At 67.9% G+C, this 26,689-nt stretch carries 19 protein-coding genes and 2 pseudogenes; 12 read left to right on the forward strand and 9 right to left on the reverse strand.

Translation table 11 applies throughout. From position 1 onward, the window contains the following. The first annotated feature begins 81 nt into the window (after window positions 1-81). The 7 genes from P2Q00_RS00630 to P2Q00_RS00660 all read left to right on the forward strand — a co-directional run bounded on the left by P2Q00_RS00630 (window position 82) and on the right by P2Q00_RS00660 (window position 5,583). On the forward strand, window positions 82-897 hold the full coding sequence (locus P2Q00_RS00630) for a DUF5753 domain-containing protein (protein ID WP_425579688.1): 816 nt from the start codon (window positions 82-84) through the stop codon (window positions 895-897). Between the two features lie 168 nt (window positions 898-1,065). Next, a complete protein-coding gene (locus P2Q00_RS00635; protein ID WP_275769435.1) occupies window positions 1,066-1,473 on the forward strand; it encodes an ATP-binding protein in 408 nt (135 codons plus the stop codon). Beyond that, window positions 1,467-1,790: a hypothetical protein gene (locus P2Q00_RS00640; protein WP_275768449.1), complete on the forward strand. Its 324-nt coding sequence runs from the start codon at window positions 1,467-1,469 to the stop codon at window positions 1,788-1,790. Before P2Q00_RS00635 ends, P2Q00_RS00640 begins: the two co-directional genes overlap by 7 nt. Window positions 1,791-2,029: 239 nt before the next feature. Further along, window positions 2,030-2,536 (forward strand): flavin reductase family protein, encoded by a 507-nt coding sequence (locus tag P2Q00_RS00645; protein ID WP_275768451.1) that lies wholly within the window; start codon window positions 2,030-2,032, stop codon window positions 2,534-2,536. A gap of 55 nt (window positions 2,537-2,591) precedes the next feature. Then, the gene (locus tag P2Q00_RS00650; RefSeq protein ID WP_275768453.1) at window positions 2,592-3,806 is read left to right on the forward strand and encodes a cytochrome P450; all 1,215 of its coding nucleotides are present in this window, start codon (window positions 2,592-2,594) and stop codon (window positions 3,804-3,806) included. A 59-nt stretch (window positions 3,807-3,865) separates the two neighbouring features. Continuing rightward, window positions 3,866-4,951 (forward strand): S-(hydroxymethyl)mycothiol dehydrogenase, encoded by a 1,086-nt coding sequence (locus P2Q00_RS00655; protein WP_275768454.1) that lies wholly within the window; start codon window positions 3,866-3,868, stop codon window positions 4,949-4,951. Beyond that, window positions 4,951-5,583, forward strand: a complete 633-nt coding sequence (locus P2Q00_RS00660) for an MBL fold metallo-hydrolase (RefSeq protein WP_275768456.1) — start codon at window positions 4,951-4,953, stop codon at window positions 5,581-5,583. Before P2Q00_RS00655 ends, P2Q00_RS00660 begins: the two co-directional genes overlap by 1 nt. A 67-nt stretch (window positions 5,584-5,650) precedes the next feature. Here P2Q00_RS00660 and P2Q00_RS00665 read toward each other — a convergent pair. Next, window positions 5,651-5,860, reverse strand: a pseudogene (locus P2Q00_RS00665) (IS701 family transposase); the annotation flags it as partial. Between the two features lie 32 nt (window positions 5,861-5,892). On the opposite strand from P2Q00_RS00665, the gene P2Q00_RS00670 reads away from it, so the two are divergent. From P2Q00_RS00670 to P2Q00_RS00680, 3 genes are all read left to right on the forward strand, one after another. Next, window positions 5,893-6,927: a LacI family DNA-binding transcriptional regulator gene (locus P2Q00_RS00670; protein ID WP_275769437.1), complete on the forward strand. Its 1,035-nt coding sequence runs from the start codon at window positions 5,893-5,895 to the stop codon at window positions 6,925-6,927. 28 nt (window positions 6,928-6,955) lie between these two features. Then, entirely contained in the window at window positions 6,956-7,102 is a 147-nt protein-coding gene (locus tag P2Q00_RS00675) for a hypothetical protein (protein WP_275768459.1), read from the forward strand. A 496-nt stretch (window positions 7,103-7,598) separates the two neighbouring features. After that, window positions 7,599-7,721 carry a hypothetical protein gene (locus tag P2Q00_RS00680; RefSeq protein WP_275768460.1) on the forward strand — a complete coding sequence of 41 codons (123 nt, stop codon included), beginning with the start codon at window positions 7,599-7,601 and terminating at the stop codon, window positions 7,719-7,721. Between the two features lie 196 nt (window positions 7,722-7,917). Here P2Q00_RS00680 and dctA read toward each other — a convergent pair whose 3' ends face one another. Further along, complete coding sequence (gene dctA, locus P2Q00_RS00685) at window positions 7,918-9,360, reverse strand: C4-dicarboxylate transporter DctA (protein WP_275768462.1); 1,443 nt, start codon at window positions 9,358-9,360, stop codon at window positions 7,918-7,920. Continuing rightward, window positions 9,357-10,475 carry a PrpF domain-containing protein gene (locus tag P2Q00_RS00690; protein ID WP_275768463.1) on the reverse strand — a complete coding sequence of 373 codons (1,119 nt, stop codon included), beginning with the start codon at window positions 10,473-10,475 and terminating at the stop codon, window positions 9,357-9,359. Before P2Q00_RS00690 ends, dctA begins: the two co-directional genes overlap by 4 nt. Before the next feature lie 132 nt (window positions 10,476-10,607). Between P2Q00_RS00690 and P2Q00_RS00695 the strand changes: the two genes are divergently transcribed. Next, window positions 10,608-11,516 (forward strand): LysR family transcriptional regulator, encoded by a 909-nt coding sequence (locus tag P2Q00_RS00695; RefSeq protein WP_275768464.1) that lies wholly within the window; start codon window positions 10,608-10,610, stop codon window positions 11,514-11,516. Window positions 11,517-11,839: 323 nt separating this feature from the next. Here the strand turns inward: P2Q00_RS00695 and P2Q00_RS00700 are convergent, their stop codons facing one another. From P2Q00_RS00700 to P2Q00_RS00725, 6 genes and pseudogenes are all read right to left on the reverse strand, one after another. Next, window positions 11,840-13,891, reverse strand: coding sequence for a family 43 glycosylhydrolase (locus tag P2Q00_RS00700; RefSeq protein WP_275768465.1), 2,052 nt, complete (start codon window positions 13,889-13,891; stop codon window positions 11,840-11,842). A gap of 199 nt (window positions 13,892-14,090) precedes the next feature. After that, the gene (locus tag P2Q00_RS00705; protein ID WP_425579681.1) at window positions 14,091-17,219 is read right to left on the reverse strand and encodes an RICIN domain-containing protein; all 3,129 of its coding nucleotides are present in this window, start codon (window positions 17,217-17,219) and stop codon (window positions 14,091-14,093) included. 43 nt (window positions 17,220-17,262) lie between these two features. Next, window positions 17,263-17,469 (reverse strand): annotated as a pseudogene (locus P2Q00_RS00710) (hypothetical protein); the annotation flags it as partial. A gap of 71 nt (window positions 17,470-17,540) precedes the next feature. Then, window positions 17,541-19,097, reverse strand: coding sequence for an alpha-L-arabinofuranosidase B (locus tag P2Q00_RS00715; protein WP_275768469.1), 1,557 nt, complete (start codon window positions 19,095-19,097; stop codon window positions 17,541-17,543). 120 nt (window positions 19,098-19,217) lie between these two features. Beyond that, the gene (locus P2Q00_RS00720; RefSeq protein ID WP_275768470.1) at window positions 19,218-20,792 is read right to left on the reverse strand and encodes an alpha-L-arabinofuranosidase B; all 1,575 of its coding nucleotides are present in this window, start codon (window positions 20,790-20,792) and stop codon (window positions 19,218-19,220) included. Between the two features lie 124 nt (window positions 20,793-20,916). Continuing rightward, on the reverse strand, window positions 20,917-23,607 hold the full coding sequence (locus tag P2Q00_RS00725; RefSeq protein ID WP_275768472.1) for an RICIN domain-containing protein: 2,691 nt from the start codon (window positions 23,605-23,607) through the stop codon (window positions 20,917-20,919). Between the two features lie 616 nt (window positions 23,608-24,223). Between P2Q00_RS00725 and P2Q00_RS00730 the strand changes: the two genes are divergently transcribed. Beyond that, window positions 24,224-26,164 carry an RICIN domain-containing protein gene (locus P2Q00_RS00730; RefSeq protein ID WP_275768473.1) on the forward strand — a complete coding sequence of 647 codons (1,941 nt, stop codon included), beginning with the start codon at window positions 24,224-24,226 and terminating at the stop codon, window positions 26,162-26,164. Window positions 26,165-26,689: the final 525 nt, after the last annotated feature.

Consider the following 26,689-nt stretch of genomic DNA (forward strand, 5'->3'; position numbering starts at 1 on the left):
GCAAGGCCTCGGGCGGGCCACTGGCGCCTGCTGGCACGGGCCCGGACACGTCGCAGGCCCCCGGGGAGGGGCAGCCATGACATCCCCAGGGCCTGGCTTGGGGAAACCGGGACAACATGGACATGTCATTGTCGGTGGGGCCTGAGACCATCGAAGCGAGGCGAAACCCCCCCTCACGGGACAGCAGTTGACGATGGAGACAACGCGCACCATGAGACCGGCACTGAACAAGGAGTGGACCGTAGGCACACCTATGCCGGACAGGCCGACGACCTGATCGCCACGGCCCGCGGCGTCGACTCGATGTACGTGGAGTGGCGCAGGAGCCACCGGACCGGCATGCGCAAGACGCAGGAGGACATCAACGACCGCTACGCGCAGAGCGGCGTCACGCGCGCGTACGTGTCCAACGTCGTGCCCGGCTTCTTCCAGACACCCGCGTACGCCACGGCGCTCATGGAGGCCATCACCGACTTCCAGGGCACCCCCAACGACATCTCCGAGGCTGTCGCGGCCCGAGTCGCCCGGAGCCGGTTCCTGTACGAGGGTGGCCACCGGTTCGTCGTGCTCATGGAGGAGTGCGTGCTGCGCTATCGCGTGGGCGACGCCGAGACGATGGCGGGACAGCTGAGGCATCTGCTGACCGTGATGCCGCTTCCTTCCGTATCGCTGGGCGTCATCCCGTTCACCGCGCAACGGACGATGTGGCCGCTGGAGGCGTTCTACCTCCATGACGGCACACGCAGTGTCGTGGAAACCCTCACGGCCGAGGTCAATGTGGTGCAGCCGCGTGAACTCGCTGACTACCGCAAGGCGTTCGGGGAGCTGACGAAGATGGCCGTCCACGGCAACGCCGCCCGCGCCTTGATCGAGTCGGCGATCACCTCCCTGGGATGACGTTGCGCAATTCTCCGCAATTTCGTTGAGGCCAAACTCCAGCTCTCCGTACGGTCGTTGGCGTCGCCGGGCAGGTCCAGGCTCCCCTCGGCGGGAGTGGAGGAGTCCCGCTCATCCCCCATTGCGAGCGGAACATCCCAGCCCCGAGGAGACGGCCCCGTGAGCGTCATGACCAGACCCACCGCAGTTGGACCGCCCGGCTACACCGAAACCCTCCCGTGCGAGCCCAAGACCGCCCGCCGTGCCCGGCGCCTTGTCTCGGGCGCGCTGAACACCTGGGGCATAGCCGAGTTGGTGGATGCGGGCACACTGATCGTCTCCGAGCTGGTGGGCAACGCGGTCCGCCACACCTCGTGCCGTCTGGTCCGGGTATCCGTCCGGCGCGTCAAGGACGATCTCGTACGGATCGGCGTCACCGACAGATCCCACGCCCTGCCGAGAATGGATCTGGTCGCCGAGGGCGATGAGACCGGGCGCGGCCTGGTGCTGGTCGACGCGCTCTCGTACCGCTGGGGCTACGACGAAATGCGCTGGGGCAAGACCGTCTGGGCGGAGCCGGCGGTCTCACCGTGCTGACCGTACGGCTACTGCCCGAAGACGAACTGGCGGGCGTCGCCGATCCGGAGCGGTGCGTCGAGCCGGCCGTACCTCGCCGCGCCGAGGGCGCGATCACCGTCCGCGCCCTGCGGATGACGCCCGCCGACCTCGTACGGCTCCGCATAGAAACCGATCTGGCCCTGGCGGACATGCGCACCGAAGCCATGCACGCCGAGGCCACCTGGCCCCAACGACTCGCGCAGTGGCACGCGGATGGGCGAACCGCCGTCGAGGCCAATGAGCTGGATACGGCCCTGCTCTCCCGTGTCCTGCACGGCCTGCGGGCCTCCTTGTAGCAGCCACAGACCCCGCCCGGTGTACGGAAAGGACCCCGGGCGGAACAGCGCGCTTGTGTCCGCCCCAGGCGGGCCGGAGCCGCTCCAGATCCGCGCTGGCAGGAAGCGGCACAGCGGATCTGATCAAGACCTCTCGCTCCGGCTGAGCGGGAGGAAGCCCAGAGAACAGGAGTGCACGATGCCCGAGAACTCCGTCATCCAGCCCGTTGAGGACGGGCGGAGGCCGCAGCCGTGCCTCGATGGCGTTCCGCGAGGAACTGTCGGCCGCCCACGGTGACCGAGTGCACATCAGCCCCCAGGACGAGTGCGGCCTTCTGGACCTGGCCCCGTGGCTGGAAACCCCGGATCCCGGCACCAAGGTCTACTGCTGCGGACCGGCGCCGCTGCTGGCGGCCGTCGAGCTGGCCTGCGCCGCCTGGCCGCCGTACAGCCTGCGCACCGAGCGCACCGCCGGCGCCCTGCCGGAGCCCGTCCACCAGACCGCCTTCGAGGTGGAGCTACGCCGCACGGGCCGCACCGTGACGGTCATGCCGGACACCTCCGTCCTGCACGCCATACGACAGGTGGGAGCCGACGTCCTGTCCTCCTGCGAGCAGGGAACCTGCGGCACCTGCCTCACGCCGGTGCTGGAAGGGACGCCCGATCACCGGGACTCGATCCTCGCCGACCACGAACGGGCCGCGAACGACTGCATGCTCCCGTGCGTGTCCCGCTCCCGCGGTGACCGCCTAGTCCTCGACCTCTGAGCAGCACCCGCAGACATGCCCCCGTGCCTCGTGCCCTTTTCCGTTTGGAGCCGCCATGACCCACGCACCGGCCCCGGCCTTCTCGCTCCCCACGAGTGACGCGGACCCCTTCGCCGCCGAACATCTGGCACAACCCGAGCCGCTGCACCAGCAGTTGCGGCAAGCCGGTCCCGTCGTCCACCTGACCCGCTACAACGTGTACGCGCTGGCCCGCTACCGCGAGGTGCACGCCGCCCTGGTCGACTGGCAGACCTTCCAGTCCGCCGCCGGCGTCGGACTGGCCAACTTCCGTCACGAGAAACCCTGGCAGCCGCCGAGCCTGCTGCTGGAAGCCGATCCGCCGCACCACGACGCCCCGCGCCGTGTCCTGCGCGAGATCCTCGCACCACCCGCCCTGCGGCAACTGCGCGCGACGTGGCAGACGGTCGCCGAGGAACTCGTCGACACCGTACTGGCCGACCGGGGCAGGCAGTTCGACGCCTTCACGGACCTGGCCAGTGCGTTTCCGCTACGTGTGTTCCCCGACGCCGTCGGGCTGGGGCCCGAGGGACGGGACAACCTTCTGCCTTACGGCAACATGGCCCTCAACGCCTTCGGGCCGGCCAACGACCTCGTTAAGGCCGACGCTGACAGGGCGGCCGAGTTGTCGGCCTGGGTGAACGCCCAGTGCGCCCGCGAGGCGCTGAGCGAGGACGGTTTCGGCTCCCGTATCTGGGCAGCCGCCGACCGCGGCGACCTCACGCACACCCAGGCACCCCTGGTGGTGCGCTCCCTGCTCACCGCCGGCGTCGGCACCACCGTCCACGGCCTCGCCGCCACCCTCTACGCCTTCGCCACCCACCCCGACCAGTGGCAACGACTGTGCGAGCGACCCGAGTTGGCACGTGTGGCGTTCGACGAAGCGGTGCGCTGGCAGTCACCCGTGCAGACCTTCTTCCGTACCGCTACCACCGACGTCACCATTGCCGGCGCCCTCATCCCCGAGGGCACGAAGATCCTCATGTTCCTCGGCGCCGCCAACCGCGACCCGGCCCGCTGGCTCGATGCCGACCGCTTCGACCTCACCCGGGACCCCTCCGGCCACGTCGGCTTCGGCATGGGCATCCACCAGTGCGTCGGCCAGCACGTCGCCCGCCTGGAGGCCGAGGCCCTGCTGACCGCCCTCGCCCGCCGCGTGGAACGCATCGAGCTCACCGAACCCCGCCGCCATCTCAACAACACCCTGCGCTCCTGGGCAGCGCTCCCCGTCACCGTGCGGCCCGCAAGGTGACCTCCGGCAACCGCACCCCGTCCCACCCACCCACAGCGCACAGCGAGAGGACCACCTCCATGCCCCACCATGTACGCGGTGTCGTTGCCCGCGCCAAAGGCGAGCCGGTAGCCGTCGAGACGATCGTCGTGCCCGACCCGGGCCCGGGAGAGGCTGGGGTGAAAGTCCAGGCGTGCGGTGTCTGCCACACCGACCTGCACTACCGCGACGGGGGCATCAACGACGACTTCCCCTTCCTCCTCGGGCACGAGGCGGCCGGCGTCGTCGAAGAAGTCGGCCCCTCAGTGACGGACGTCCAACGCGGCGACTTCGTCATCCTCAACTGGCGCGCCGTGTGCGGCCGCTGCCGCGCCTGCCGGCGCGGACGCCCCCAGTACTGCTTCGACACCCACAACGCCGCACAGAAGATGACTCTCCTGGACGGCACCGAGCTCTCGCCCGCCCTCGGTATCGGAGCCTTCGCCGAGAAGACGCTGGTCGCCGCCGGGCAGTGCACGAAGGTCGACCCGGCCGCCTCACCGGCCGCGGCCGGTCTGCTCGGCTGCGGGGTGATGGCCGGCATCGGCGCGGCGATCAACACCGGCAACGTCGGCCGAGGAGACACGGTGGCCGTCATCGGCTGCGGTGGCGTCGGGGATGCCGCGATCGTCGGGTCCCATATGGCTGGTGCGGCCAAGGTCATCGCCGTCGACATCGACGACCGCCAGCTGGCCACCGCCAAGAGCCTGGGCGCCACCCACACCGTCAACTCCAAGGAGACCGACCCGGTCGAGGCGATCCGCGAGCTGACCGGCGGGTTCGGCGCCGACACCGTCATCGAGGCCGTCGGCCGACCGGAAACCTACCGGCAGGCCTTCTACGCCCGCGACCTCGCCGGCACGGTGGTCCTGGTCGGGGTGCCCACCCCGGAGATGACGCTCGAGCTGCCGCTGCTGGACGTCTTCGGCCGCGGCGGAGCCCTGAAGTCCTCCTGGTACGGCGACTGCCTGCCCTCCCGCGACTTCCCGATGCTCATCGACCTCTACCTGCAGAGTCGGCTGGACCTGGACGCCTTCGTCACCGAGACGATCGCCCTGGACGAGGTCGAGGACGCCTTCGTCCATATGCACCGGGGCGACGTCCTGCGTTCGGTGGTGATGCTGTGATGACCGGCGTCCGCATCGAGCACGTCATCACCTCAGGCACCTTCAGTCTGGACGGCGGCACCTGGAACGTCGACAACAACGTCTGGATCGTCGGCGACGACCACGAGGCGGTCGTCATCGACGCCGCCCACGACGCGGAGGCCATCGCCCGTGCCGTCGGAGACCGCCGTCTGACCGCCATCGTGTGTACCCATGCCCACAACGACCACATCAACGCGGCTCCCGCCCTCGCCAAGGCCACCGGCGCGCCCGTCCTCGTCCACCTGGACGACCGGCTGCTGTGGAAGCACACCCACCCCGACCACGACCCCGGCGGTTACCTCTCCGACAACCAGCGCATCCCCGTCGCGGGCACGGAACTGCAAGTGCTGCACACCCCTGGGCACACGCCCGGGGCCATCTGCCTGTACCTGCCCTCGCTCAACACCGTCTTCACGGGCGACACGCTGATTGCGGGGGGTCCAGGAGCGACCGGTCGGTCGTACTCGAACTTCCCGACCATCATCCGCTCGATCCGGGACCGCCTCCTTGTGCTGCCACCGGCCACGGAAGCGCGCACCGGGCACGGACAGCCCACCACCATCGGCGCTGAAGCTCCCCACCTCGCCGACTGGATTGCACGAGGTCACTGAGTGGCGGCGCTCAGCGAGGATGCCCTGCCAGATGGGGGCCGTGAGCCTCGGTGATCCGCGCACCGGGCGGGCCCTTGGCGCCGTCGCCGCACGAACGTTGCTCCCACGCCTCATCCGGCGCCTGGCTGAAGAGATGGTCGATCCGGCCAAAGCGGGGCACCAGCTGGGACTTCGGGACGGCAAGCACGTAGCCGACTGAGGCTTCTTCCAGCATCCGGCGAAAGCGCCACTCCTGGCCGTAGGCGGCATCCGCGGTCACCCAGGCGATCGACAGCGGACGCCCTCTTCCGTCGGCGAACACATCCTCGCCTGCCGCGCCACGACACGCTCGGGCGCGACACAGCCCTCGACCCCACGCCGCAACCGATCGCGTACAGCGCCGAGTCGGCGGGCGTATCGGTTCCGACCGTCTCGAAGGTGCTCAACGGCAAGTCGGGGGTGTCGCCCGGCACCCGTGCCCGCGTCGAGGAGCTGGTCGACCGGTACGGCTACCGCAAGCTTTCGGGGGCCAACCGCAACAACGTGGTGGAGCTGGTGTTCCGCGAGCTGGAGAGCATGTGGGCCGTGGAGATCATCCGGGGCGTGGAGCGGGTGGCCAGCAAGCACCGCGTGGGGCTGATGGTCTCGCGCTTCGGCCTGCACGACTCGCCCGCTCCAGCCTGGGACGACACCGTGGCCCGCCGCCCTAACTGCGTGCTGTCGGTGGCGCAGCTCTCCGAGGCCGAGCGCGAGCAGCTACAGGCGAAGGGCATTCCGTTCGTCGTCTTCGGTCCGACCCGTGAACTGCCGGACGACGTCCCCTCCGTCGGCGCCACCAACTGGTCCGGCGGCCGGGCCGCGACCCGCCACCTGACCGAGCTGGGCCATCGCCGCATCGCGATGATCAGCGGACCGCAGGACGTGCTGTGCTGCGTTGCCCGGCTGGACGGCTACCGCTCGGCGCTGAAGGCCGCCGGTCTGCCGGCCGATCCGGACCTCGTGGTCCAAGCCAAGCTCACCCGGGAGGACGGCTACACCGCGGCGCGCGACCTGCTGTCCCGGCCCGACCGCCCCACCGCGATCTTCGCCGCGAACGACCTCCTGGCGCTCGGGGTCTACCAGGCCGCGCGCGAAGCCGGCCTGCGCATTCCCGAGGACCTGAGCGTGGTCGGTTTCGACGACCTGCGGGCGGTCTCGTGGGTGGACCCGCCATTGACCACCGTCCACCAGCTGCTGACCGAGATGGCCATCGCGGCGACCGAACTCGCACTGACCCTCGGCCGCGGTGAGCAAGCACCCCAGACCGGGCTGGAGATCGCGACGACCCTCACCGTACGGGAGAGCACGGCGCCACCGAAGGACTGATGGCTCCGCCGTGCGGAATGAGCAGGAGATGAATGCCCAGTCCGTCACCCTCGGAGCCTTCAACAATGACAACAACCTTCGCCGTGAACGGCAAGGGGAGGTGACCATCGGGCTGCTGCCTGTGGTGTACCTGGTCCTCTTCGGCGGCGCGCTGGTGACCATCGGGCCGACCTGAATACTCGTCGGTGTCAGACTGATCGACCACGCGCTGATCGTCCAGCGTTTCTCCAGCAGGCGGTGCATGTCCTCGTAGCGGTGGCGGGTGCGTTCGATGATCTGGGTGCAGGGCAGTTCCGCGGGCGGTGACAGCATCGGGGCGACCTCGGGTACCTCGGCCACCGGCTCCTCCTCGGACCGCTTGCGCAGGCAGTCGCGGTGCTGGTGGCAGGTCTTCTCCGCGGCGGTGGACAGGTTCTGCAGCAGGTGCCGGCGATCAACGACTTCGAGGGCGTTGGGGGCGCACGGTGCCGTATGTGCAGCCCTTTCGGAAGGCGAACTCGTCCGCCCCCAGTACCCGCGGCGCACGGTCCGGTACGCCGGCGCCGTCAACAGGCTGAGCAGCCGCGTCCGGCCCGCGGTCAGCCGCAGTCGGCGGCACAGCCGTGCGGCGGGACGCCGAGCTCGATAGCGATCGACCGCAGCCAGCCCGCCAGCCCGGTACTGGAACGGCGGTGGCGCGTGGACAGGCCCGCACCTGCTCGACGAACGTCGTGCGGGAACGGCTCTTCCTGTCGCAGAAGTACCGGCGCACCCGCAGCCGGACGCTCGTCCACCTGGTACGTGAGAGGCGCTGAACCTCGACCGCCGAGTGTCGTCTGCCGGCCCGGTCGGCAGACGACGGGCGGGCACCGGACGGGTTATTGACGGTGCCGATGTCATCGGCCGTCATGGTGACGCCGTCGCCGGCGGCCGGGCGACGGGGCTTCGAGGAAACCTGAAAAGGGGGTCGGTCCGGAGCCGACGCTCCGGACCGGCCGTCAGTGGGGTGTGTCAGCCGGCGACGGGCACCGGCTCACGGTCCGTCCCGGTCGCCGTCTTCGGGTCGGTTTCCTCGACCCCGTCGGGTTTCGCGTCGGGTGTCGGTTCTGCCTGCGGCTCGGGGGTGTGGTCACCCTCGGGCCCGGCGGTGAACGGGAGGGCGCCACTGAGGACGGCCTTGACGCGCTCCTCGTCGAGCTGTCCCTCCCACTTGGCCACCGCGAGAGTGGCGACGCTGTTGCCGACCACGCTGGTCAGGGCTCGGGCCTCCGACATGAAGCGGTCGATGCCGAAGATCAGCGCGAGGGCGGCGACGGGGACGTGCGGGACGGCGCTGAGGGTGGCCGCCAGGGCGATGAACCCGGAGCCGGTGACACCGGCCGCGCCCTTGGAGGTGAGCAGCATGATGGCGAGCATGGACAGCTGCTGGGTGAGGCTGAGGTCGATGCCGAGGGCCTGGGCGAGGAAGACCGAGCCCATAGTCAGGTAGATGGCGGTGCCGTCGAGGTTGAAGGAGTACCCGGCGGGCAGCGTGATCCCGACGACCGGCTTCGAGGCGCCCGCGTGCTGGAGCTTGGCCATCAGACGCGGCAGCACCGGCTCAGAGGACGATGTGCCCAGGACGATCAGCAGCTCCTCCTTGATGTAGCGCAGGAAGGGCAGCAGCCGCAGTCCGTTGAAGCGCATGACGGCGCCGAGCACAACCAGGACGAAGAACAGGGCGGTGAGCCAGAAGGAGCCGACCAGCAGGAAGAGGTGGCGCAGGGTGTCCAGGCCGTAGTTGCCGATGGTGAAGGCCATGGAGCCGAAGGCGCCGATCGGGGCCAGCCGCATGATCCACCGGATGAGCGTGAACAGGATCTTGGAGAGCTTCTCGATGCCTTGGGTGATCCCCGCACCCGCCTCGCCGGCGGCGTTCAGGCCGAAGCCGAACAGCACCGAGACCAGCAGCACGGGCAGGATCTCGTGGCCGGTCAGCGCGCTGAGCAGGGTGTCGGGGATCGTGGAGAGGACGAAAGCGGCGACGCTGTCGTGGCTCGCGGTCGCCTCCGGCGGCAGCCCCTTGGTCGACAGGGTCGAGGGGTCGACGTGCAGCCCGCTGCCGGGCTGGACGACGTTCACGACGACCAGACCGATCACCATGGCGACGGTCGTCAGGACCTCGAAGTAGATCAGCGCCTTGAGACTGACCCGGCCGACGGCGCGCGCGTTGCCCATGGAGGCGATGCCGTGGACGACGGTGCAGAAGATGACGGGCGCGATCATCATGCGGACCAGCGCGATGAACCCGTCGCCCAGGGGTTTGAGATCGGCTCCGAAGGAAGGCCACAGCCAGCCGACGGCTGCCCCGGCCAGGACGCCGATCAGGCACTGGACGTAGAGCAGGGACAGCAGCCGGCGCAGGCGGCTGGGTGGGGCGTTGACGGTACCCGGGGCAGCGTCGTTGCGGCTCATGCGGGGCGTCCTTCCAGGACGGGAACGAGGAGTTCGGCTCGGGCGATACGGCGGGCGGCGCGGTGCAGCAGCACCGTGGGGGAGGCGCCCTCCGCTGCTGGGACGGCTCGGGCGGTGATGACACCGGCCGGGGTGCCCAGGCGCAAGGTCCCATCGGCGGTCTGCCGGGCTACGCGGTGGGCGAGGGTGCCGGGGATGGCGGCTGCGGTGGCCACGGCGACGGCCGAGGTGAGGCCGATCGCCGGGTGGGGGGCGTGCATGGAGACCATGCGCACGGCCAGGTCGTACTCGTCCTGTGGGACGTGTGTGCCATCGGTCGTGCGGTAGGCGACAGGACGGGCGACCACTCCCACCTTCGGGACGGCGTGGCTGACGGGGTCGGTCTCCTCGGCCAGTCCCATGGCCAGGGCGGCCTGCCTGCGCAGCACGGTGAGGGCGGGCACCGTTGAGGCGAAGTCGCCGAGGGACTCGGTGCCGTCGAGTCCGAACGCCTTGGCCTCGAACAACGCCGCAGGGGCGCCGGCGTCGACCAGGGACACCTCGACGGTGCCGATGCTCCCGGTCAGGGTGTCCAGGGCGTGGCCGGTCGGCAGGACCCTGCCGGTCGACGTACCCGCAGGATCCTCGAAGCCGAGGAGCACCGGCACCCCGAGCGCGGCGGTGCCCGGCACCCGGGCCGTCCCCGCGTCGGGGGCGGCCCGCCCGGGGGTGGGGATGGTGCCGCTGAGCCGGGCGCCGGTGTTGATGTTGAGCATCCGCACCGTCGTGGAGTCCGACGTGAGCGGTACCAGGCCGTTGTGGACGGCGTACAGGGCGACGGCGGTGGCGCAGTTGCCGCAGTTGCTGGCCCACTCCACGCGCTCGTCGCCGATGCCGACCTGCGCGAAGGCGTACTCGACGTCGACGCCGGACTTCGTCGAGGCCTGGACGATCGCCGCCTTGGAGGTGGTGGAGGAGGCACCGCCGACGCCGTCGATCTGGCGGGGGTCGGCGGCGTTGTAAGCGGCGAGCAGCAGGGTGTCGGTGTCCACGCCGGTCGCCACCACGTCGTGGTGGTCGAAGATCCAGCACTTGCTGGTACCTCCGCGGATCATCTCGCCCTGCAGACGCAACACAACAGACTCCTTGTGGAAACCCCGACGGCACTTCCGTGCCCGGTGCGATCCACAGTGGGTGCGGAGAGCGTGAAGTACAATCTCGGAAATCTGCATGGGTATTAAGTTGAAGTAAATGCTGGAGGTGGCGAGATGCTCGATGTCCGGCGCATCCTGCTGTTCACCGAGGTCGCCAGGCGGGGTTCGGTCACGGCGACCGCGCGAGCCCTCAACTACACGCCGTCAGCGGTGTCGCAGCAGGTCAGCCGCCTGGAGGCGGAGGCCGGGCAACCGCTCCTCGAGCGTCATGCGCGGGGCGTCACACTCACCGACGCGGGGCGCGCGCTGGCCGAGCGGGGAGAGCGGATCGAGCGTGAACTGACGGCCGCGGAGAACGAACTCGCCGACTTCGCGGGACTGCGAGCGGGCACGCTCCGCGTCGGAACCTTCCCCACCGTCGGCGCTTCCCTCCTCCCGCGGGCAGTGATCGCCTTTCGCCAGACACACCCCGACGTACGGCTGACGGTGCGCAGCGCCCGAATCGCGGGGCTGTGGGCAATGTTGGAGAACCGCGAGATCGAGATGTCCCTGATGTGGGACTACGACTGGAATCGCATCGACCGCGAGGACATCGTCGTCACCTCGCTCGTCGACGACCCTCCGGCACTCCTGGTCGGCAAGGACCACCCTCTCGCCGGCCGGTCTTCGGCCGCCCTCGCCGACTTCGCCGACGATGCGTGGATCACCCGTGCCGACCACCACCCGGTGGCCGAGGCTCTCACCCGAAGCTGCCGCGCGGTCGGCTTCGAGCCGCAGATCGCCTACGAGGCCCACGACTACCAGGAGGCCCAGGCCATGGTCGCCGCCGGCATCGGCGTCGCCCTCGCCCCCACCCTCGCCCTGGAAGGTATCCGAGGAGGCGTCAGCGTCCTGCCGCTCCTGCCCCCGGCCCCGGTGCGCCGCATCCTCCTGGTACGCATGAGCGACCACGCCCTGACCCCGGCCGCCGAGGCCTTCGCGGGGTTCCTGCGGGACAGCGCGGCGGTCGCCGGGGGGCGATGAAGCGCTGGCTGGATGCTGATCGAGGGGTCGAGACCGACGATCCGCTCACGCTGATGCGGCTGTTGGGCATGGTGGAGAGGAACACGGCGATCCACGATGTCGCCACCCCGCATCCGGAGCGGGCGCGGGGTGCCCAGGGTTGCAGTCCCCGCGGGAGTCGAGCGGCCTCCAGGTGCTGTTATCCGTGTCGGGCATGCCCGTAAAACAGGCAAGTACGCCTCCAGGGCGGAGAGCTGCGGGGCATGACGGCCTCCGGAGACTGCTGGTACGGTCAATTCTCCAGCGCCCCGGCTCCATCAGACCCAGGGCAGACCGCATTGTCCCTAGCCGGTGACGCGGTGGAAGGTCCATCGCTGGTTGGAGCTGCCGACGTCGCGGTACTGGATCAGTGCGGCGCCGTCGGCCGTGCTGCCCCCTTTGACGTCGAGCACCTTGCCGCTGTTGCGGTTGACCAGGACGAATTCGCCGCCGCTCTGCGGGCGCAGCTGCCACTGCTGGCTCGTGCGGCCGTCGGCGGTCGTCTGCACGACCGGCGCGCCGTCCGCCGTCGAGGACCCTGCCACGTCGAGCACCTTGCCGCTGCCGACGCAGGTGATGGTGTGGTAGCCGTCCGCTGTGGACTGGAAGGCCCAGTGCTGGTTCGCTTTGCCGGTGTCGGGCCACTGCAGGACTGTGGCGCCGTCCGCATTCGAGGCGCGGGAGACGTCGGCGACCTTGCCGCTGCGCGCGCTGACGCACTTGTAGGCCCTGGTGGGTGCGATGGTGTACTGCACCGAGTCGACGTCGACGTGGCCGGTGCCGTTGGGGTTGTAGGTGTAGATGCCGACCCGGTCACCGCGGTAGCCGCCCCAGGTGAGCTGGTAAGTGCCGCCGAACGAGGTGAACGTGTTCCCGTCGAGGCTGTAGGAGAACCGGCTGACTCCGCTGACGTCCCAGGAGGTGCGCAGCCATACGGCGTTCTGGGTGATCGCCGGACCGTTGGTCAGGGTGCCGCCGACGTTGTGCGCGAGCGTGGTGGTGGTCCCCGAGCGCCGGACGCCCAGCCCGGCGTAGGTGGCCGCGTAGTGGCACAGCCCGGCGTGCTGGCCGTCGGCGAGGCCGTCCAGTTCGAGGCGGACGGTCACCGTCGCGCCGCCCGCATTGCGCAGCACCCGTTGGGTGAGGGTGTTGCCCACCTTGGTCAGGTTGTCGGCTGCCAGCGGCGCGAACGCCTTCAGCCGCAGGTAGCCGGGACGTTCGGTCAACGACCAGTGGTCCGCGCGCGGCTGGTAGTACCACTCCCACTGCGGCTTGATGCGGGTGTCGGTGAACAGGTCGCTGGTCACCACGGAAGGCAGCGCGTGGACCGGCAGGCCGGGGGTGCCGCCGGCGGGCACCTGGCCCGTCCACACCATGTTGCCGATGCCGTCCGCGCCCACCTGGCCCAGGATCGGCCAGCCGTCCACCCAGGTCACCGGCAGCAGGGACAGCGGCCGTCCCTCCCAGTCGCCGTGGCCGTGGTGGGTCACGAAGTACCAGGTGCCGTTCGGAGCCTGGACCAGCCCGCCCTGGTTGGGCTCGCGGTCCACCGAGGTGTTGACGTGCTCCAGTTGCTTGGTCTCGAACGGGCCGGTGAGGCTGGAGCCGCGGTTCATCATGAGCACCCGGCCCTCGGACTTCACCTCGCTGTACAGGTGGTAGTAGAGGCCGTTGATCTTGTACAGCTTGTTGGCCTCGCTGCCCGGGGACTGGTGGATGACCGTGGACGGGCCGACCAGTGACTTGCCGTCCTCGGACAGCTTGAACAGGTGGATCTTGTAGCCGTCCGAGTAGTGCGTGGTGACCAGGTATCCCTGGCCGTCGTCGTCCCAGAACGGGCACGGGTCGTCCCAGCCGGAGGTCCGCCACACCGCCGTCAGCGGATCCCACGGCCCGGCCGGCGACGGGGCCGACGACATGAAGAAGCCTTCGTCGGGCGTGTTGAAGTACACCCAGTACCGGCCCGCGTGGAAGCGGATGGCCCCGGCCCACACGCCACGGCCGTAGCGGTTCATCCGGTCCCAGTTCAGCGCTGGTCCGATGCTGGTGAGATCACCCACCGCGCCGCCGAGCGTGCGCCAGTTGACCAGGTCCTTCGAGTGCAGCACGGCCACGCCGGGCGAGTACCCGAACGTGCTGGTGATGCCGTAGTAGTCGGAGCCGACCCGAATGCAGTCCCAGTCGCTGAAGTCGCCCGGGAGGACGGGGTTGACGTAGGTGCCGTCGCCCTGATCGCCCCACGTACCGGCCGGTGGTGTGGCCGCCGCCGCCCCGCTCGGTGGCAGCAGGCCCGGCAGGAGGAGAGCCCCGGTGCCGACCGCGGCGAGCCGGCCGAGCTGTCTTCTGGTGATGTCCACGATGTCCGTCCTTGGTTGAGAGCCATCACATCTGAGGGAGGTGCATTCCGATGCGAGTACGCGGTGGCAGAGGTTCACGGGGACGGTGCCGGCCCGCGTCCGCAAGGACCGTCCCTCGGGTCCTTCGCCTCCCTTGGTCCGCCGCAGCAGCACACCGAGGCGGGTGAGTTGGGGTGTGCGACCCGTGGCGCGGAGGGGGTCAGTCCAGGTTCACCGCCTGCCACAGTTGGCTGTCGGCGTTCGTGTCCGTCGTCTGAACGAGCTGAGCGCCTGCTGCGGTCGAGGAGCCGGACACGGAGAGCAGCTTGCCGCTGTTCACATTCTTGATCTTGTAGTAGCCGTTCCCACTGGCGATCAGTGTCCAGTGCTGGCTCGCACCGTTGTTGTCGAGCTGCTGGACGATGGTCGCGCCATCCGTGGTGGACCCGCTGGTGACGTCCAGCAACAGACCGCTGTTCCGGTTGACGATCTCGTAGCTGCCGTCACCGACAGAGACCCACCGCCAGTGCTGGTTCTGCGCTCCGGTGTCGTTCCACTGGAGGACATTCGCCCCGGCGGAGGTCGATCCGCCCGAGACGTCGATCGTCTTGCCGCTGTTCTTGTTGAGGACCTTGTAGAACGCGTTCTTGGAGGGGAAGGGGATGGAGGCGAACGCGTCCAGCGCGCAGACGGTGTTGGAAGCCGACGCGTTCTTGGTTCCGGTGCACACGACCTTGATCGTGTGGGGTCCTGCCGCGAGATCCGTCTTCTCGAACAGCGGCACCTGCTTCGTCACCGTCGAGGAATAGGCGTCGATGCCCGACTGCACCACGGCGCCGTCGATGTAGACGTCGACCTTGCCCATGTTCGGCTGCTTCATGCTGAGATACCGCACGCCCGAGCCGGTGAACGAGTACTGGACGTAGTCGCCCGCCCTGTTCGTGAACTTCTCGGATCCCTTGAAGTCCTGCGAGTCGTTCCAGTTCGACCAGCCGGAGGAGTAGGTGGGAGTGGAGTCCTTGTCGTCGACGTAGGCCCAACGCTGCCGTACGAGCGACTTCGAGGCGGGGGATGCGTTCCCCCGGGCGTCCACGACGTAGAGGCGGTAGTCGCCGACCGTCGGTGGGACGTTGATGGTCGTCGCGGTTCCGGCTGCCTTCGTCATGGTGGGGCCGACGGCGAACGTCGTCGTACCGGAGGGAGCCAACCAGAGCGTCCTGGCCGCATCACCGAGGGTGCGGACGGGGATGGACGACACGCCCTTGCCGGTGAACGTGCTCGCGGGCAGGGCGTAGTCCTGCAGGCCCAGGTTGCTCTCGGGGACGAGGTCCTTGTAGGCGTCCTCCAGACCGGACTTCACGGCGATGTCGTACGCCTGTGACGGCCACACGTTGTCCGAGTACGCGCGCACGTCCTGGATGGTGCTGTTGGGGACGCTCTTGCTGGCGATCTTGTTCACTGTGCCGTAGGTGTTGGTGATGCTCAGGTCGTGCTGCCGGCCCCAGGTGCCGGAGTTGATGGCGAAGTACACGCCCGGGTCGACGTCGAGCACGTTGTCGTGCTCGTTGAGGTAGGCGGAGCCTTCGTCGGGGTGCATCCCGTACTTGTGGCCGGCCGGAACGCCCTGGATGTAGTTGTTGCTGATTTCGGTTCCAGGCTGGCTGCCCAGCGTGTAGATGGGCGCTGAGTCGCCGAGCACCTGCATTGTGTCGACGATCTGGTTGTGGCTGATGGTGTTGTTCCTTGCCGTGGTGGTCGGCACGCCGGGGCGGATCGAGTTCGTCGATCCGTCGAAGTTCCACCATCCCCAGCCGAGGGTGATGCCCGCCCACGGGGACTTCTCGATCCGGTTGTGCTGCACGGACAGGGAATCGACGAAGTACGCCGATACAGGGCTGGACCCCTGGAACAGGACCGCGCTGTCGTAGAGGTAGTTGTCTGTGACGGTGATGTTCTTGCAGACGCCCTCGACGTTCACCGGGTACTTCTCGTGGTTGGTCGAGGTGTAGTCCCCGATGTACACGTGCTGGGGATGTCCCACGGTGATGGCGGATCCGGCGATGTCATTGGTGTAGTTGCCGGTCAACTGTGAGTCCGTCACGTCGTTGGCCAGGGTGATCCCGTCGGCGCCGGTGTGCTGCACCGTATTGCGCTGCAGGACGATCCCGTCCGCGTTCTCGATCTGGATGATCCCCGGCGGCAGGTCGACGTTGCGGTAGGTGTACGCGTGGAAGTTCTTCCTCGAGTACACGGTCGAGCTGGCGTTGCCCTGCTGGCCCTGCCGGAAGACGGAACCCGCGACGTCGACCAGATTCCAGTCCGAGTGCTCGACGGTGAGCCCGGAGAAGGTGATGTTCCGCGCGTGGTCGGTCGTGGACGTGCCGGCGATCTTGAGGAGGGTGGACACGTTGTTCGGCGCGAAGACCTTCGCCGTGGTCATGTCCTCGGAGCCGGCCTTGTAGTAGTACAGCGTGTGATTCGTCTTGTCGAAGTAGAACTCGCCCGGCCGGTCCAGGAACTCGTACGCGTTCATGAAGGTGTGGCTGCCGCCGGGGTTGAACTTGCCGTACGGCGACCCCTGGGCGATGGCCGCACCCGGCTGCTGGAACAGGGCCACGCGATTGGCGCCGTCCGAGCTCGTGGTGATCTGACGTACGCCCACGATCGCCGTGTTCCAGGTCGACGCCGACGCGATCTCGACATCGTCCTGGTTGGACGCGACGGCGGGCAGATCGGAGAGGCTGTACTTGGCCCCGTCGCACTGCGAACCCGACTCCCAGGCCCAGGGCGCCTGGCCGGCCGTGACGGTGTAGGTCCCGTAGCATCCGGCCGAGTTGATCGTCTTCGAGGCCATCTGGGCGCGCTTGCCGTTGACGTAGAGGGCGCGGAGCTTGTGGTCGCGGTTGAGCGTGGCCTTCCATATGTTCCCGCTGTGCTGTCTCCAGCCGGTCACCTGAACGCCTCCGTTCAGCACCGGCTTCTCGTTCTGGTAGGCGGCGTACACGACATGGTGGCCGTTCGTTCCGGAGTCGGCTGAGGTGAAGTCGATGGTGCTGGTCACCGGGTAGTTGCCGCCGCGGAGATAGACGTTGATGTCTCCGGTCATGTTGCGATTGACCGTGCGCACGACGTCCCGGGCGTGCTGCAGGGTCTTGAACGGTGCGGTGATCGTCCCGGCGTTGGCGTCGTCGCCGTTGGGGGCGACGTAGTACGTCGCCTGGGTCGCGGCCGAGGCCGGGGTCGGCGTCGTGAGGGATGTCAGCAGCGCTGCGGAGCAAGCCATCGCAAGCACTGCTGACACCTGGCGGATGATGGAGGTGACGGGTTTGTAACGGACTGCGAGTGTCATCGCGAGGTCAGGGTCCTTTCGGTGCGGACGCCGATCGTCAGCAGCAGGTGGTGTAGCGGACGGTGGTGATGGTGTGCTCGGCGAAGGCGCCGGCCTGGACGATCACCGTGCGCTCGGCCTCGGGTGAGAGGTTGACGAGTTCGACGGTGGTCGCCTCGGGGTCGATGGAGGTGACCCGTGCGGCCACGTTCGGCGGCAGGCCGGCACGGCGGGCCTCGGCGTCTTGGTAGCGCAGCCGGGCCTGAGCGAGCACGGCCTCCACGCGCTTGTGCAGGACTGCAGTGCTCGCTGCTGGAGGCGCTCAGAGAGGCTCGGCTGCTGTCAGCTCCAGGGAGATGCGGTGAGCCAACTGGTGTCCTGGGCCCACGACTTCGTGGCGTCCCAGGCGTTGGTACCGCCGTTGCTCGCTATGTAGGCCGTGTAGTTGTAGTGACGGATGTACTTGGTCGGGAAGTTGACGGACTGGAGGGAGGTGCCGACCCCGCTGTTGCCCGCGGTGGGGCAGAAGGTGGCGTCCTGCGCGAAGGCGCTGGAGCCGCTGTCGAAGTTCAGGTTGAGCTGGTAGTTGAAGTGGCGCAGGAACTGGCCTGGCTTGTTGGCGGACTCGAAGGACAGGCAGGAGGCGTTGGCCAGGCCCGCGCGGACGATCCAGGTGGCGTCGGCCTTGTCGGTGGCCGAGCTGGTGGAGTTGATGCTGGAGATGACGACCTTGGTGTCGGCGTCGTTGTGGCGCAGGTAGTGCGAGGTGCAGCAGGGCGAGGTGGTGGCCTTCAGGGAGATCCGGGAGCCGGGGGTCAGTGAGCCGGTGCTGGTCGAGCCGCCGTCGTAGCCGGCGGCGGTGATGTTGGCCTGTACGGCGTTCTCGGTGGCGTCCGAGGGGTAGCCCGAGGTCATGACGCCTTCATAGAAGGTGCCCTGGGCCCACTTGCTGTTGTCACCTCCGATGCCGAGGATGATCGCGCCTTCCTTGTGCATCGGGTTGTAGCCGGAGACGGTGGGGCGTATTCCGTTGTAGAAGGTGGACAGGCCGCCCGACTGGGCGTCGCCGCCGCGGAGGGCCCACTGGTTCGCGCCGCCCTTGAGCATGGCGGTCAGGAACCGGTGGTCGACGCTCGGGTCATTGGCGTTGAATCCGCGGTTGACCCCGGAGAACAGGCCGTTCTCCAGGTCGGCCATGACCCAGGGGCCGTTGTCGCTGCCCCAGCCCCAGCCCTTGTTGTTGCCGAAGTAGAGGGCCTCCATGTGGCCGTTGCCGGTGTCCAGGCTGTTGGTCTCGGCGTTGCCGTAGTCGAAGCAGCAGCCGCCGTTGAAGTGCTTGCCGTTGAAGATCGCGTACATGCCCTCGGGCTGGTCGCCGGTGGCGATGCCGTTGGTGTTGTTGTTCCGGTAGCCGGTGCCGGGGGCGATGTAGACGCCGTACGCCTTGTGTCCGCCGACAGTGACCGGCGCCTCGAAGGCGTTGGCCAGGTTGTCCGGCCCGCCGGCGGCTCCGCCCCCGGGTGCCTGGGTGAGGTTGTTGCCCTTGGGGGACTGGTCGTAGATGACGGTGATGACGCAGCTGGTGTTCGCGCAGAAGGAGTCCTGCTGGGCGGCGTCGGCGACACCGCCGGCGCTCAGCAGGCCGATGTCCTTGGTCGCGTTGTCGGAGGCACGCTTGACCTGGTACAGCGGGCCGTTGTACGTCGCATACAGGGCGCGGGTGGTGCTGTGTGCGGCAACGCAGGGAGTGCCGCCTGCGGCGTAGATGTCGCATGGCTGCTGGGTGGCGGCCTGCGAGGTGGTGGTCGTGGCGGTGAGCAGGCCGGCGGCGAGTGCGACGGTGGCACCGGCCGCGAGCAGCGCGCGTCTGACGCTGCGTATCCACGGTGGTTTGATCATGAAATGCTCCTTCACGAGGTGGGTTGTGCGGTGAGGCGTCGACGAACCCCGGTGTTCGACTTTTCGGACGCCGTCCGACTCTGCGAACATAGTGGGGTGCGTCGACACTTTCGTTGTTCGTCAGCTCCAGGGGGCGCCGGCGAGCCAGCTGGTGTCCTGGGTCCACGACGACGTGGTGTCCCAGGCGTTGGTACCGCCGTTGCTTGCCACGTAGCCGGTGAATCGGTAGTGGCGGATGTACTTGGCCGGATAGTTGAAGGACTGCAGGGAGTAACCGGTGCCGCTGTTGCCCGGCTTGGGGCAGAAGGTGGCATCGGCGGCGAACTGGCTGGAGCCGTCGTCGGGCTGCAGGTGAAGCTGGAAGGCGTAGTGCCTGAGGTACTTGCCGGAAGCGTTGGCCGACTCGAAGGAGACGCAGTTGCTGTTGGCCAGGCCGGCGCGGACGATCCAGGTGGCGTCGCCCTTGTCGGTGGCCGGGCTGCTGGAGGTCACCGGCGCGATCACGACCTTGTCGTCGCTGGGGTCGTGCTGCAGGTAGTCGCCGGTACAGCAGGAGGTGGTTGCCTGCAACGAGACCTTCGCGCCCGGGGTGAAGGGGGTGGTGGTGCTGGTGCTGTATCCGGCTGACGCGATGTTGGCCTGGACGGCGGCGTCGGTGGCGTCGGAGGGGTAGCCCTTGACCATGGCGCCCTCGTAGAAGGTGCCTGCGCTCGCGTTGCGGTTGGTCTGGCAGCAGTCGCCACCGCTGCCGAGGATGACGGCCCCCTGCTTGTGCATCGGGTTCCATCCGCCGGGCAGTGCGCCGCTATAGAGCTGGGTCAGGCTCCCGGACTGGGCGTTCGCGCCCTTGAGCGCCATCTGCGTGGTGCCGTTGTTCTTCAGCATTGCGGTGACGAAGCGGCTGGTCTGCGAGACCTGGTTGGGGTTCCACGTCTTGCTGCCGCCGGAGAACAGGCCGTTCTCCAGGTCCGCCTGCACCCACGGCCCTGTTCCGCTGCAACTGCCGAACCAGCATTCCGTGCCGAAGTTGATCGCGTCCATGGCGCCGTTGCCGTCGGCCTTGTGGTCGATCTCCGTGTTGCCGTAGTCGAAGCAGCAGCCGTTGTTGACGTGGGTGCTGCTGGTGACCATGTACTCGCCCTCGGGTGAGCTGCCGGTCGGCACGCCCCCGGCGGAGTTGTAGGCGAAGTAGCTGTTGCCGGGCTTGATGTAGAGCGCGTACGCCTTCTGGCCACCCACGCTGATCGCTTCGGTGGTCGCGGTGGCCGCCGTGTCGGCGCCGCCGGTCCCGCCGGGTCCCTGGTAGACCAGGTTGTTGCCGCCGCCGGTCTGGTCGTAGACGCGGGTGATGGTGCAGGTGGTGCCCCCGCAGAACGAGTCCTGCGTTGCGGCGTCGGCGACACCTCCGGCCGACAGCAGTCCGATGTCATGCAACGTACTGTCCGATGCCCGTTGCACCTGGTAGAGCGGGCCGTTGTAGGAGGCGAACAGCGCGCGGGTGGTGCTGTGCGCCGCGACGCACGGCGTGCCGCCCGCCGCGTAGATGTCGCAGGGCCCTTGGGCAGCGGCCTGCGAGGCGCCGCTGAAGGCGATGAGGCCGGTGCAGGCGAGCGCCACCGCGGCCAGGCAGACAACCACCTCCCGGCGCAGTTTTCGGAAAATGAGCAGGGCAGGCACCATGTACTCCTTGTTCATCGTTACAGGGACAGCAAGCCGTGCCCCCACCGGGTTGGCCGTGGGCTCTGGGGCGGGCTGACGGGGGTTGAGAGCGGGCGCACGCGTCCGGGCGAGCGGATCCGCCGACAGTCGGGTCACCCTGTCACTGGATCGTCCAAGCCTGGTTGGACTGGCTCAGCGGCATCCATTGACTGATGGCGGCTCCGTCGGCCGTCGATCCGCCGCCGACCTCCAGGACCTGCCTGCTCTCGAAGTTGCGGATGGCGTACCCACCGCTGGTCGGCTCGAAGTACCACAGCTGGTTGTTGCTGCCGCCGTAGGTGTACTGCTGCAGCGCGGTCCCCTTCCAGTGACTGGAGGCGTTGACGTCGAGGACCTTGCCGCTGTTCCTGTTCACGATCTTGTAGAGCTGACCGCTGACCGGAACGATGTTCCACTGCTGGTTGGCGCCACCGTTGCTCGGCCACTGGATGACGCTCCCGCCGTCGGCGGTGGAGTTCTGGTACACGTCCATCAACTTCCCGCTGTTGACGTTCTTGATCGTGTAGTTCGTCGAGGGGTTGATGGTCGGCGTACCGGTCGCGTCCTCCAGCGCCCCGCCGGCCTGCTGCACGCTGAAGTCCGCGATGAAGAAGTACGCGCCGTCGGTCTTGGCGACCCGCACATAGCGGAACTTCTGGCGGACGTCGATGTTGCCCGTGAGTGTCGAGGCGAGCGGCAGGGTGCTCGTCTGGCGTTCGACGACGGTGTAGGTGCCGAAGGACGGGTCGTTGGAGGCCCGGATCTCGAAGTTGCCGCGGGTCTCGGACTGGTCCAGGTCCTGACGGGCCGTCAGCGAGAACTGTCCGAGCTGGTAGGCCTGTCCCAGGTCGACCTGCCACCAGGCCGAGGTGTCGCTCCCGGTCGGCGACCAGCCGGTGGCACTGTTGTTGTCGTTGGCCTTGGCCGCGTCCCAGGCGGAGCCGTTCACCGAGGAGGCGGACGCCGGCTTGCTGTAGGCGAGGTTGAGCTTCGCCGCCAGGCCCTGGTAGGCCGACTCAAGACCGGAGGCCTTGATCACGGAGTCTCCGGACGTCGTGTTGTTGGTGAGCGTGACGTTGGAGCCGTTGACGTTCTGGTTGATGAATCCGTCGGTGTGGGACAGCACGTTGTTCGACAGGGTCATGTTGTTCGACCCCTCGTCCATGTACAGCCCGGACACGGCCGAGCCGCACGCGGACGGCACCCGTATCACGTCGTGCACGTAGTTGCCGTTGATGACGGTGCCGGGGTCGTTGGAGAGGTGGTAGACGCCGGCGGAGTCGCAGAGCCGGTTCATCACGTTGCCGATGCGGTTGTAGCTGATGCTGTTGTTGCCTTCGGCGTTGGCCGCCGACTGCCAGCCCCAGCCGAGCGAGATACCGGCCCACGGGGTGTCGGAGATGTCGTTGTGGTCGATGGTGGTGCTGTTGACGAAGCCCGCGTTGATGCCCGCGGTGCCGAGATAGTCCTCACCGATCCGGGTGATCAGGTTGTCCTTGACGGTGACGTTCTTGACCACCTCCCGGGCGTCCTCACCGGCCGGTGAGGTGGGCGGGTTGTAGACGGTGTGGTACTCCACGGTCGGGTCGGAGAACTTGCCGACCATGATTCCGTTGCCCGCGATGTCGTGGATGACGTTGCCGGTCACGGTGCTGTCGTGCACGCCGTGGTGCAGGTCCAGGGCGGTGGAGCCCATCTGCGTGAAGGTGTTGCCCGTGAAGGAGACGCGGTCGGCGTACGAGGCCTGGACCCCGGCCGGCGGACGGCCGACGTACTGCTTGTTGGAGGTGTCGGCCGACAGGTTGTAGTTGCCGCCCTGGCCGTTGAGGTAGCCGTTGTTCGTCGCCTCCATCCAGGTGGTCCGGGTGAAGGTGATCCCGGAGAAGCGCAGGTCATGGGCGGGGCTGTCGAGGTTGGTGCCCTTGATGTCGAAAAGCGTCTGCACCGTGGGTGCCTGCACGGTGGCCGTGGACATGTCCTCGCCTGGGCGGGGCCTGTAGTAGACGGTCTGCGCGGCCGTGTCGACGTAGAACTCGCCCGGTTCGTTGAGGAATTCGTGGGCGTTCTCGAAGTGCAGGGGAGAGCCGTTGGAGAGAACCGGGAAGGGGCGGGGGAACAGGATGCCCGCCTCGTGGTCCTGGATCGACACGTCGGCGCTGCCGCCCGCGGAGCTGACCGACTTCAGCCGCAGGTAGCTCTCGCCCCACTGCGTCTCCAGCATCATTTCCACCTGGCTCAGGTGGTCCCAGTTGGACACCTGCGAACTGAGCACCTTCAGCAGCTTGTTGGTCTTGTCGCTGCCCTGCAGCTGGAAGTCCGAGCCGAGGTCGGGGTAGCGGGCCCGGGTGGCGCGGACCCCGTTGACGTACAGCTGCCGGAAGTTGAGGCTGCCCACGGACGCCTTGTACTCGCCGTTGGTGGCCGCGGTCCAGCCGGTGATCGACTTTCCGCCGGTGACCACGGGCGTCTCGCCGTTGTACGCCTGGTAGATGACCGTGTGGCCGTTCATGCCCGAGTCGCTGGTACCGAAGGAGATCGGGCTGGTGAGGGGGTAGGTACCTCCGCGCAGGTTCACGATGATGTCGTCGGACATGCTCGCATTCACGGCTCGCACCGCAGCCTTGGCGGCCTGGATGGTCCTGAACGCTGTGGCGGGGCTGGTTCCTGAATTGCTGTCACTACCGCTGACAGGGTCGACGTAGAAGTTCGTCGTGGCCGCGTAGGCGGGTTGAGCGGGCAGTACGGCCGCGAAGACGACCGCCGCCGCTGCGAGTGCCTTGACCGTCCCCGCGCCGATGCGTAGGGGTCTCATCCGTGGTGTCCCTCCTCCAACCCCCCCTGGCTTCCTATGAGTTGCATTTATCGGTGCAGGATGCCGACGCAGTCAAGGTGATAGGCATATCTATTTTTTCACTGGCGCAACACGGATGACATATAGAGCGTCGGGGACGGCGTTGCGCGTGCCACCCTCCGCGAAGAATCACACCAGCTGAAAGCGCTGTTGATCACGGCGATCGACCGACTGCGGCCAGCCCAGCCAATGACCACCCTCCCAAAATGAGTAGTACTCATTTAGTGGACCCTGTCACCGTCGACCTCTCACGCCCTCTCACGTCATGGGACGGTGAACGCCCTTGCGGGGGCTGCAGCGTGGGTTGGCCGCGTGGGGCGAGGCTTCGCGCCCTGAACATCTGCTGAAACATGGCATGTTTCAGCAGATTGAATAGCCGCTAAAGCTAACAAAATGGTCTCTTCTGCCCGTCGCCTGTCTACTTTCATCCACTTACCTGTTGACACGGAGCAGTTACGTCATCGAACTTCATGCGTAACGTCCGGCACTCGGAGCCCAGAGGCAGGGTCGCGGCCTGAAGCCCTTCGGGCCGTGGGCCCCGACGTATCAGAGCCGCCCAACACCCGGGAGTACACCCATGTCGTCAGGAAGACTGTCCCGTCGTACCCTGCTGGGCTCCGCGGGTGCCGCTGTGGCCGCGAGCGCGTTGTCCGTGGCTCCCGGCTTCTCCCGCCTGCTCCCTCAGGCGGCCGCTGCGGACCTGCAGACCAATCTCAGCAACCTGGTGAACATGCGGTTCGGCATGTTCAACCACTTCAACATGGGGACGTTCACCAACCAGGAGTGGGCCGCCCCGAACCAGAACCCGGCTCTGTTCGCGCCCACGGCAGTCGACTGCGCCCAGTGGGCGGCGGCCGCGGCGGCGGCGAAGATGAGCTACGGGGTCCTGACCACCAAGCACCACGACGGCTTCTGCCTGTGGCCCAGCGCCTACAACACCTACAACGTCTCTAACAGTTCCTACAAGCATGACGTTGTCGCGCAGTACGTGACCGCCTTCCGGTCCCAGGGCCTGAAGGTCGGCCTGTACTTCTCCATCTGGGACCGCACCTACAACGTGCAGGCCTACGACACCCGCCACAAAGTCGCCTCCGACCAGGCCATCCAGCCCGGCGACATCACCTACATCCTCAACCAGATCACCGAACTGCTCACCAACTACGGCACCATCGACATGTTCGTCACCGACGGCTACGCCTGGCAGATGGGCCAGCAGGCCGTCCCCTACCAGCGCATCAGGGAACATGTGAAGTCCCTGCAGCCCGACATCGTGATGATCGACCACGGCGGGCTGTCGGTGCCCTACCTCGGCGACGCGATCTATTTCGAGGAGCCCCTCGGCATCAGCTCACCGGCAGGCAACACCTACGCATCGCTGCAGGGCCAGACGATCAGCAACGGGTGGTTCTGGCACCCGGCGACGCCCACGTCCGATCCGATGAGCAAGGCGGCGATCCTGTCGCACCTGGCGGATCTGGAGCCCAAGTACACCTCGTTCATCCTCAACTGCCCGCCGAACCGCAACGGTGTGCTGGACACCAACATCGTCAACCGCCTCTCCGAGGCCGGCGCCGCCTGGAGCGGTCCCGACACCTCCCGGCCGCCCCTGCCCGCCCAGATGCTCCGAGCCGAACACCCGGTCACCCCCGTGGCCGCCTATGCCACCGACTACCACACCGGCGAAGGCCCCATGAACGCCATCGACGGCCTCAGCGACAAGAACTTCGAGACCTGCTGGTCCACTTGGAGCCTCCCGCTGCCCCAGAGCATCACCATCGACCTCGGCGGAGTGTGGAGCAACATCTCCACCCTGGAGTACCTGCCCAAGCAGTGGAACCGCAGCAACACCACCGACGGTGACATCACCGCCTGCACCATCTCGACCAGCACCGACGGCACCACCTTCACCCAGGTCGCCACCGCCCGCTGGGCCGGTGACCGCACCACCAAAGTCGTCGAATGGCCCGCCCGCAACGCCGCCTTCGTCCGCATCCAGGTCACCGCAGGCACCGGCGGCTACGCCAACATCGGCAACCTGCGCATCGGCGGCCGCACCGCGACACCCGCCCTGGTCTCCGCCCTCTTCCCCGGCGACGGCACGGTGTACCGCCTCGTCACCCGCCACAGCGGCAAGGTTGCCGACGTCTCTGGCGCCAAGACCGCGAACAACACCGCCATCCTGCAGTGGCCCTGGCAGAACCACGCCAACCAGAAGTGGACCATCGTCCCGGCCGACAGCGGCTACTACAAGATCCGCAACGTCAACAGCGGCACGCTCATGGAAATCGGCGGACTCTCCCGCGTGGACGGCGGAACCGCCGACATCTGGAGCGACGCCGGCGCGCCACAGCAGCAGTGGGCCATCACCCCCACCGGCGACGGCTACTACCTCCTCACCAACCGGCTCAGCGGCCTCTCCCTCAACGTCGACGGCGGCTCCACCGCCGACGGAGCCGCCATCAACCAGTGGACCTACACCGCCATCCCCCAGCAGCAGTGGCAGATCACCCCCTCCTGACAGAGGATCGAAAGAAACGTGCATCCGGCGCGCACAGGCGCCGGATGCACGCGCTTCTCGGGCGACCGCTGCGCGAACGGCACTGGAGGCTCACGGAGGTGCGGGCCGACGGCGGCTACGTCGGGCAGCTGGTCGACTTCGCCCACCGCGTCCTTGGGATGGCGTTGACGGTGGTCAAGCGCACCGACGACATCTGGGGGTTCATCGTGCTGCCCAAGAGGTGGTTGGTGGAGCGCAGTGGAACCAGTACAGGCCCGGTGATCCCAAGGGCAACTTGGCCGCGTGCTGGCACTCCTCCGGCTTCAACGCGTGTAACACCGCGTCCTGCTGGAACAGCCAGAGCGCCCCGGTCATCGCGGAGTAGCCCGCTGGTCACCGGCGAGATCGGGCAGGGCGACTGCGGCGACGGCCGCATCAACCCGCTGTTGAGCTGGCTGGGCGGTCAGAGGTCCGGGCGGTGACTACGGCGATGGGCGGTCCCGCGAGAGGGCAGTCCCCGCAGCGTGACTTGCTGTCTTGGGACTG

The organism is Streptomyces coacervatus (assembly GCF_029223485.1).
In the GTDB taxonomy this organism is placed as follows: Bacteria; Actinomycetota; Actinomycetes; order Streptomycetales; family Streptomycetaceae; genus Streptomyces; species Streptomyces coacervatus.

What these genes read in the sequence shown, in the direction of transcription:
- P2Q00_RS00635 (WP_275769435.1), top strand. Translation starts at nt 1,066, where the DNA reads ATGACCAGACCCACCGCAGTTGGACCGCCCGGCTACACCGAAACCCTC.
- P2Q00_RS00645 (WP_275768451.1), top strand. Translation starts at nt 2,030, where the DNA reads ATGGCGTTCCGCGAGGAACTGTCGGCCGCCCACGGTGACCGAGTGCAC.
- P2Q00_RS00650 (WP_275768453.1), top strand. Translation starts at nt 2,592, where the DNA reads ATGACCCACGCACCGGCCCCGGCCTTCTCGCTCCCCACGAGTGACGCG.
- P2Q00_RS00655 (WP_275768454.1), top strand. Translation starts at nt 3,866, where the DNA reads ATGCCCCACCATGTACGCGGTGTCGTTGCCCGCGCCAAAGGCGAGCCG.
- P2Q00_RS00660 (WP_275768456.1), top strand. Translation starts at nt 4,951, where the DNA reads ATGACCGGCGTCCGCATCGAGCACGTCATCACCTCAGGCACCTTCAGT.
- P2Q00_RS00675 (WP_275768459.1), top strand. Translation starts at nt 6,956, where the DNA reads ATGAATGCCCAGTCCGTCACCCTCGGAGCCTTCAACAATGACAACAAC.
- dctA (WP_275768462.1), bottom strand. Translation starts at nt 9,360, where the DNA reads ATGAGCCGCAACGACGCTGCCCCGGGTACCGTCAACGCCCCACCCAGC.
- P2Q00_RS00695 (WP_275768464.1), top strand. Translation starts at nt 10,608, where the DNA reads ATGCTCGATGTCCGGCGCATCCTGCTGTTCACCGAGGTCGCCAGGCGG.
- P2Q00_RS00705 (WP_425579681.1), bottom strand. Translation starts at nt 17,219, where the DNA reads ATGACACTCGCAGTCCGTTACAAACCCGTCACCTCCATCATCCGCCAG.
- P2Q00_RS00715 (WP_275768469.1), bottom strand. Translation starts at nt 19,097, where the DNA reads ATGATCAAACCACCGTGGATACGCAGCGTCAGACGCGCGCTGCTCGCG.
- P2Q00_RS00720 (WP_275768470.1), bottom strand. Translation starts at nt 20,792, where the DNA reads ATGAACAAGGAGTACATGGTGCCTGCCCTGCTCATTTTCCGAAAACTG.
- P2Q00_RS00725 (WP_275768472.1), bottom strand. Translation starts at nt 23,607, where the DNA reads ATGAGACCCCTACGCATCGGCGCGGGGACGGTCAAGGCACTCGCAGCG.
- P2Q00_RS00730 (WP_275768473.1), top strand. Translation starts at nt 24,224, where the DNA reads ATGTCGTCAGGAAGACTGTCCCGTCGTACCCTGCTGGGCTCCGCGGGT.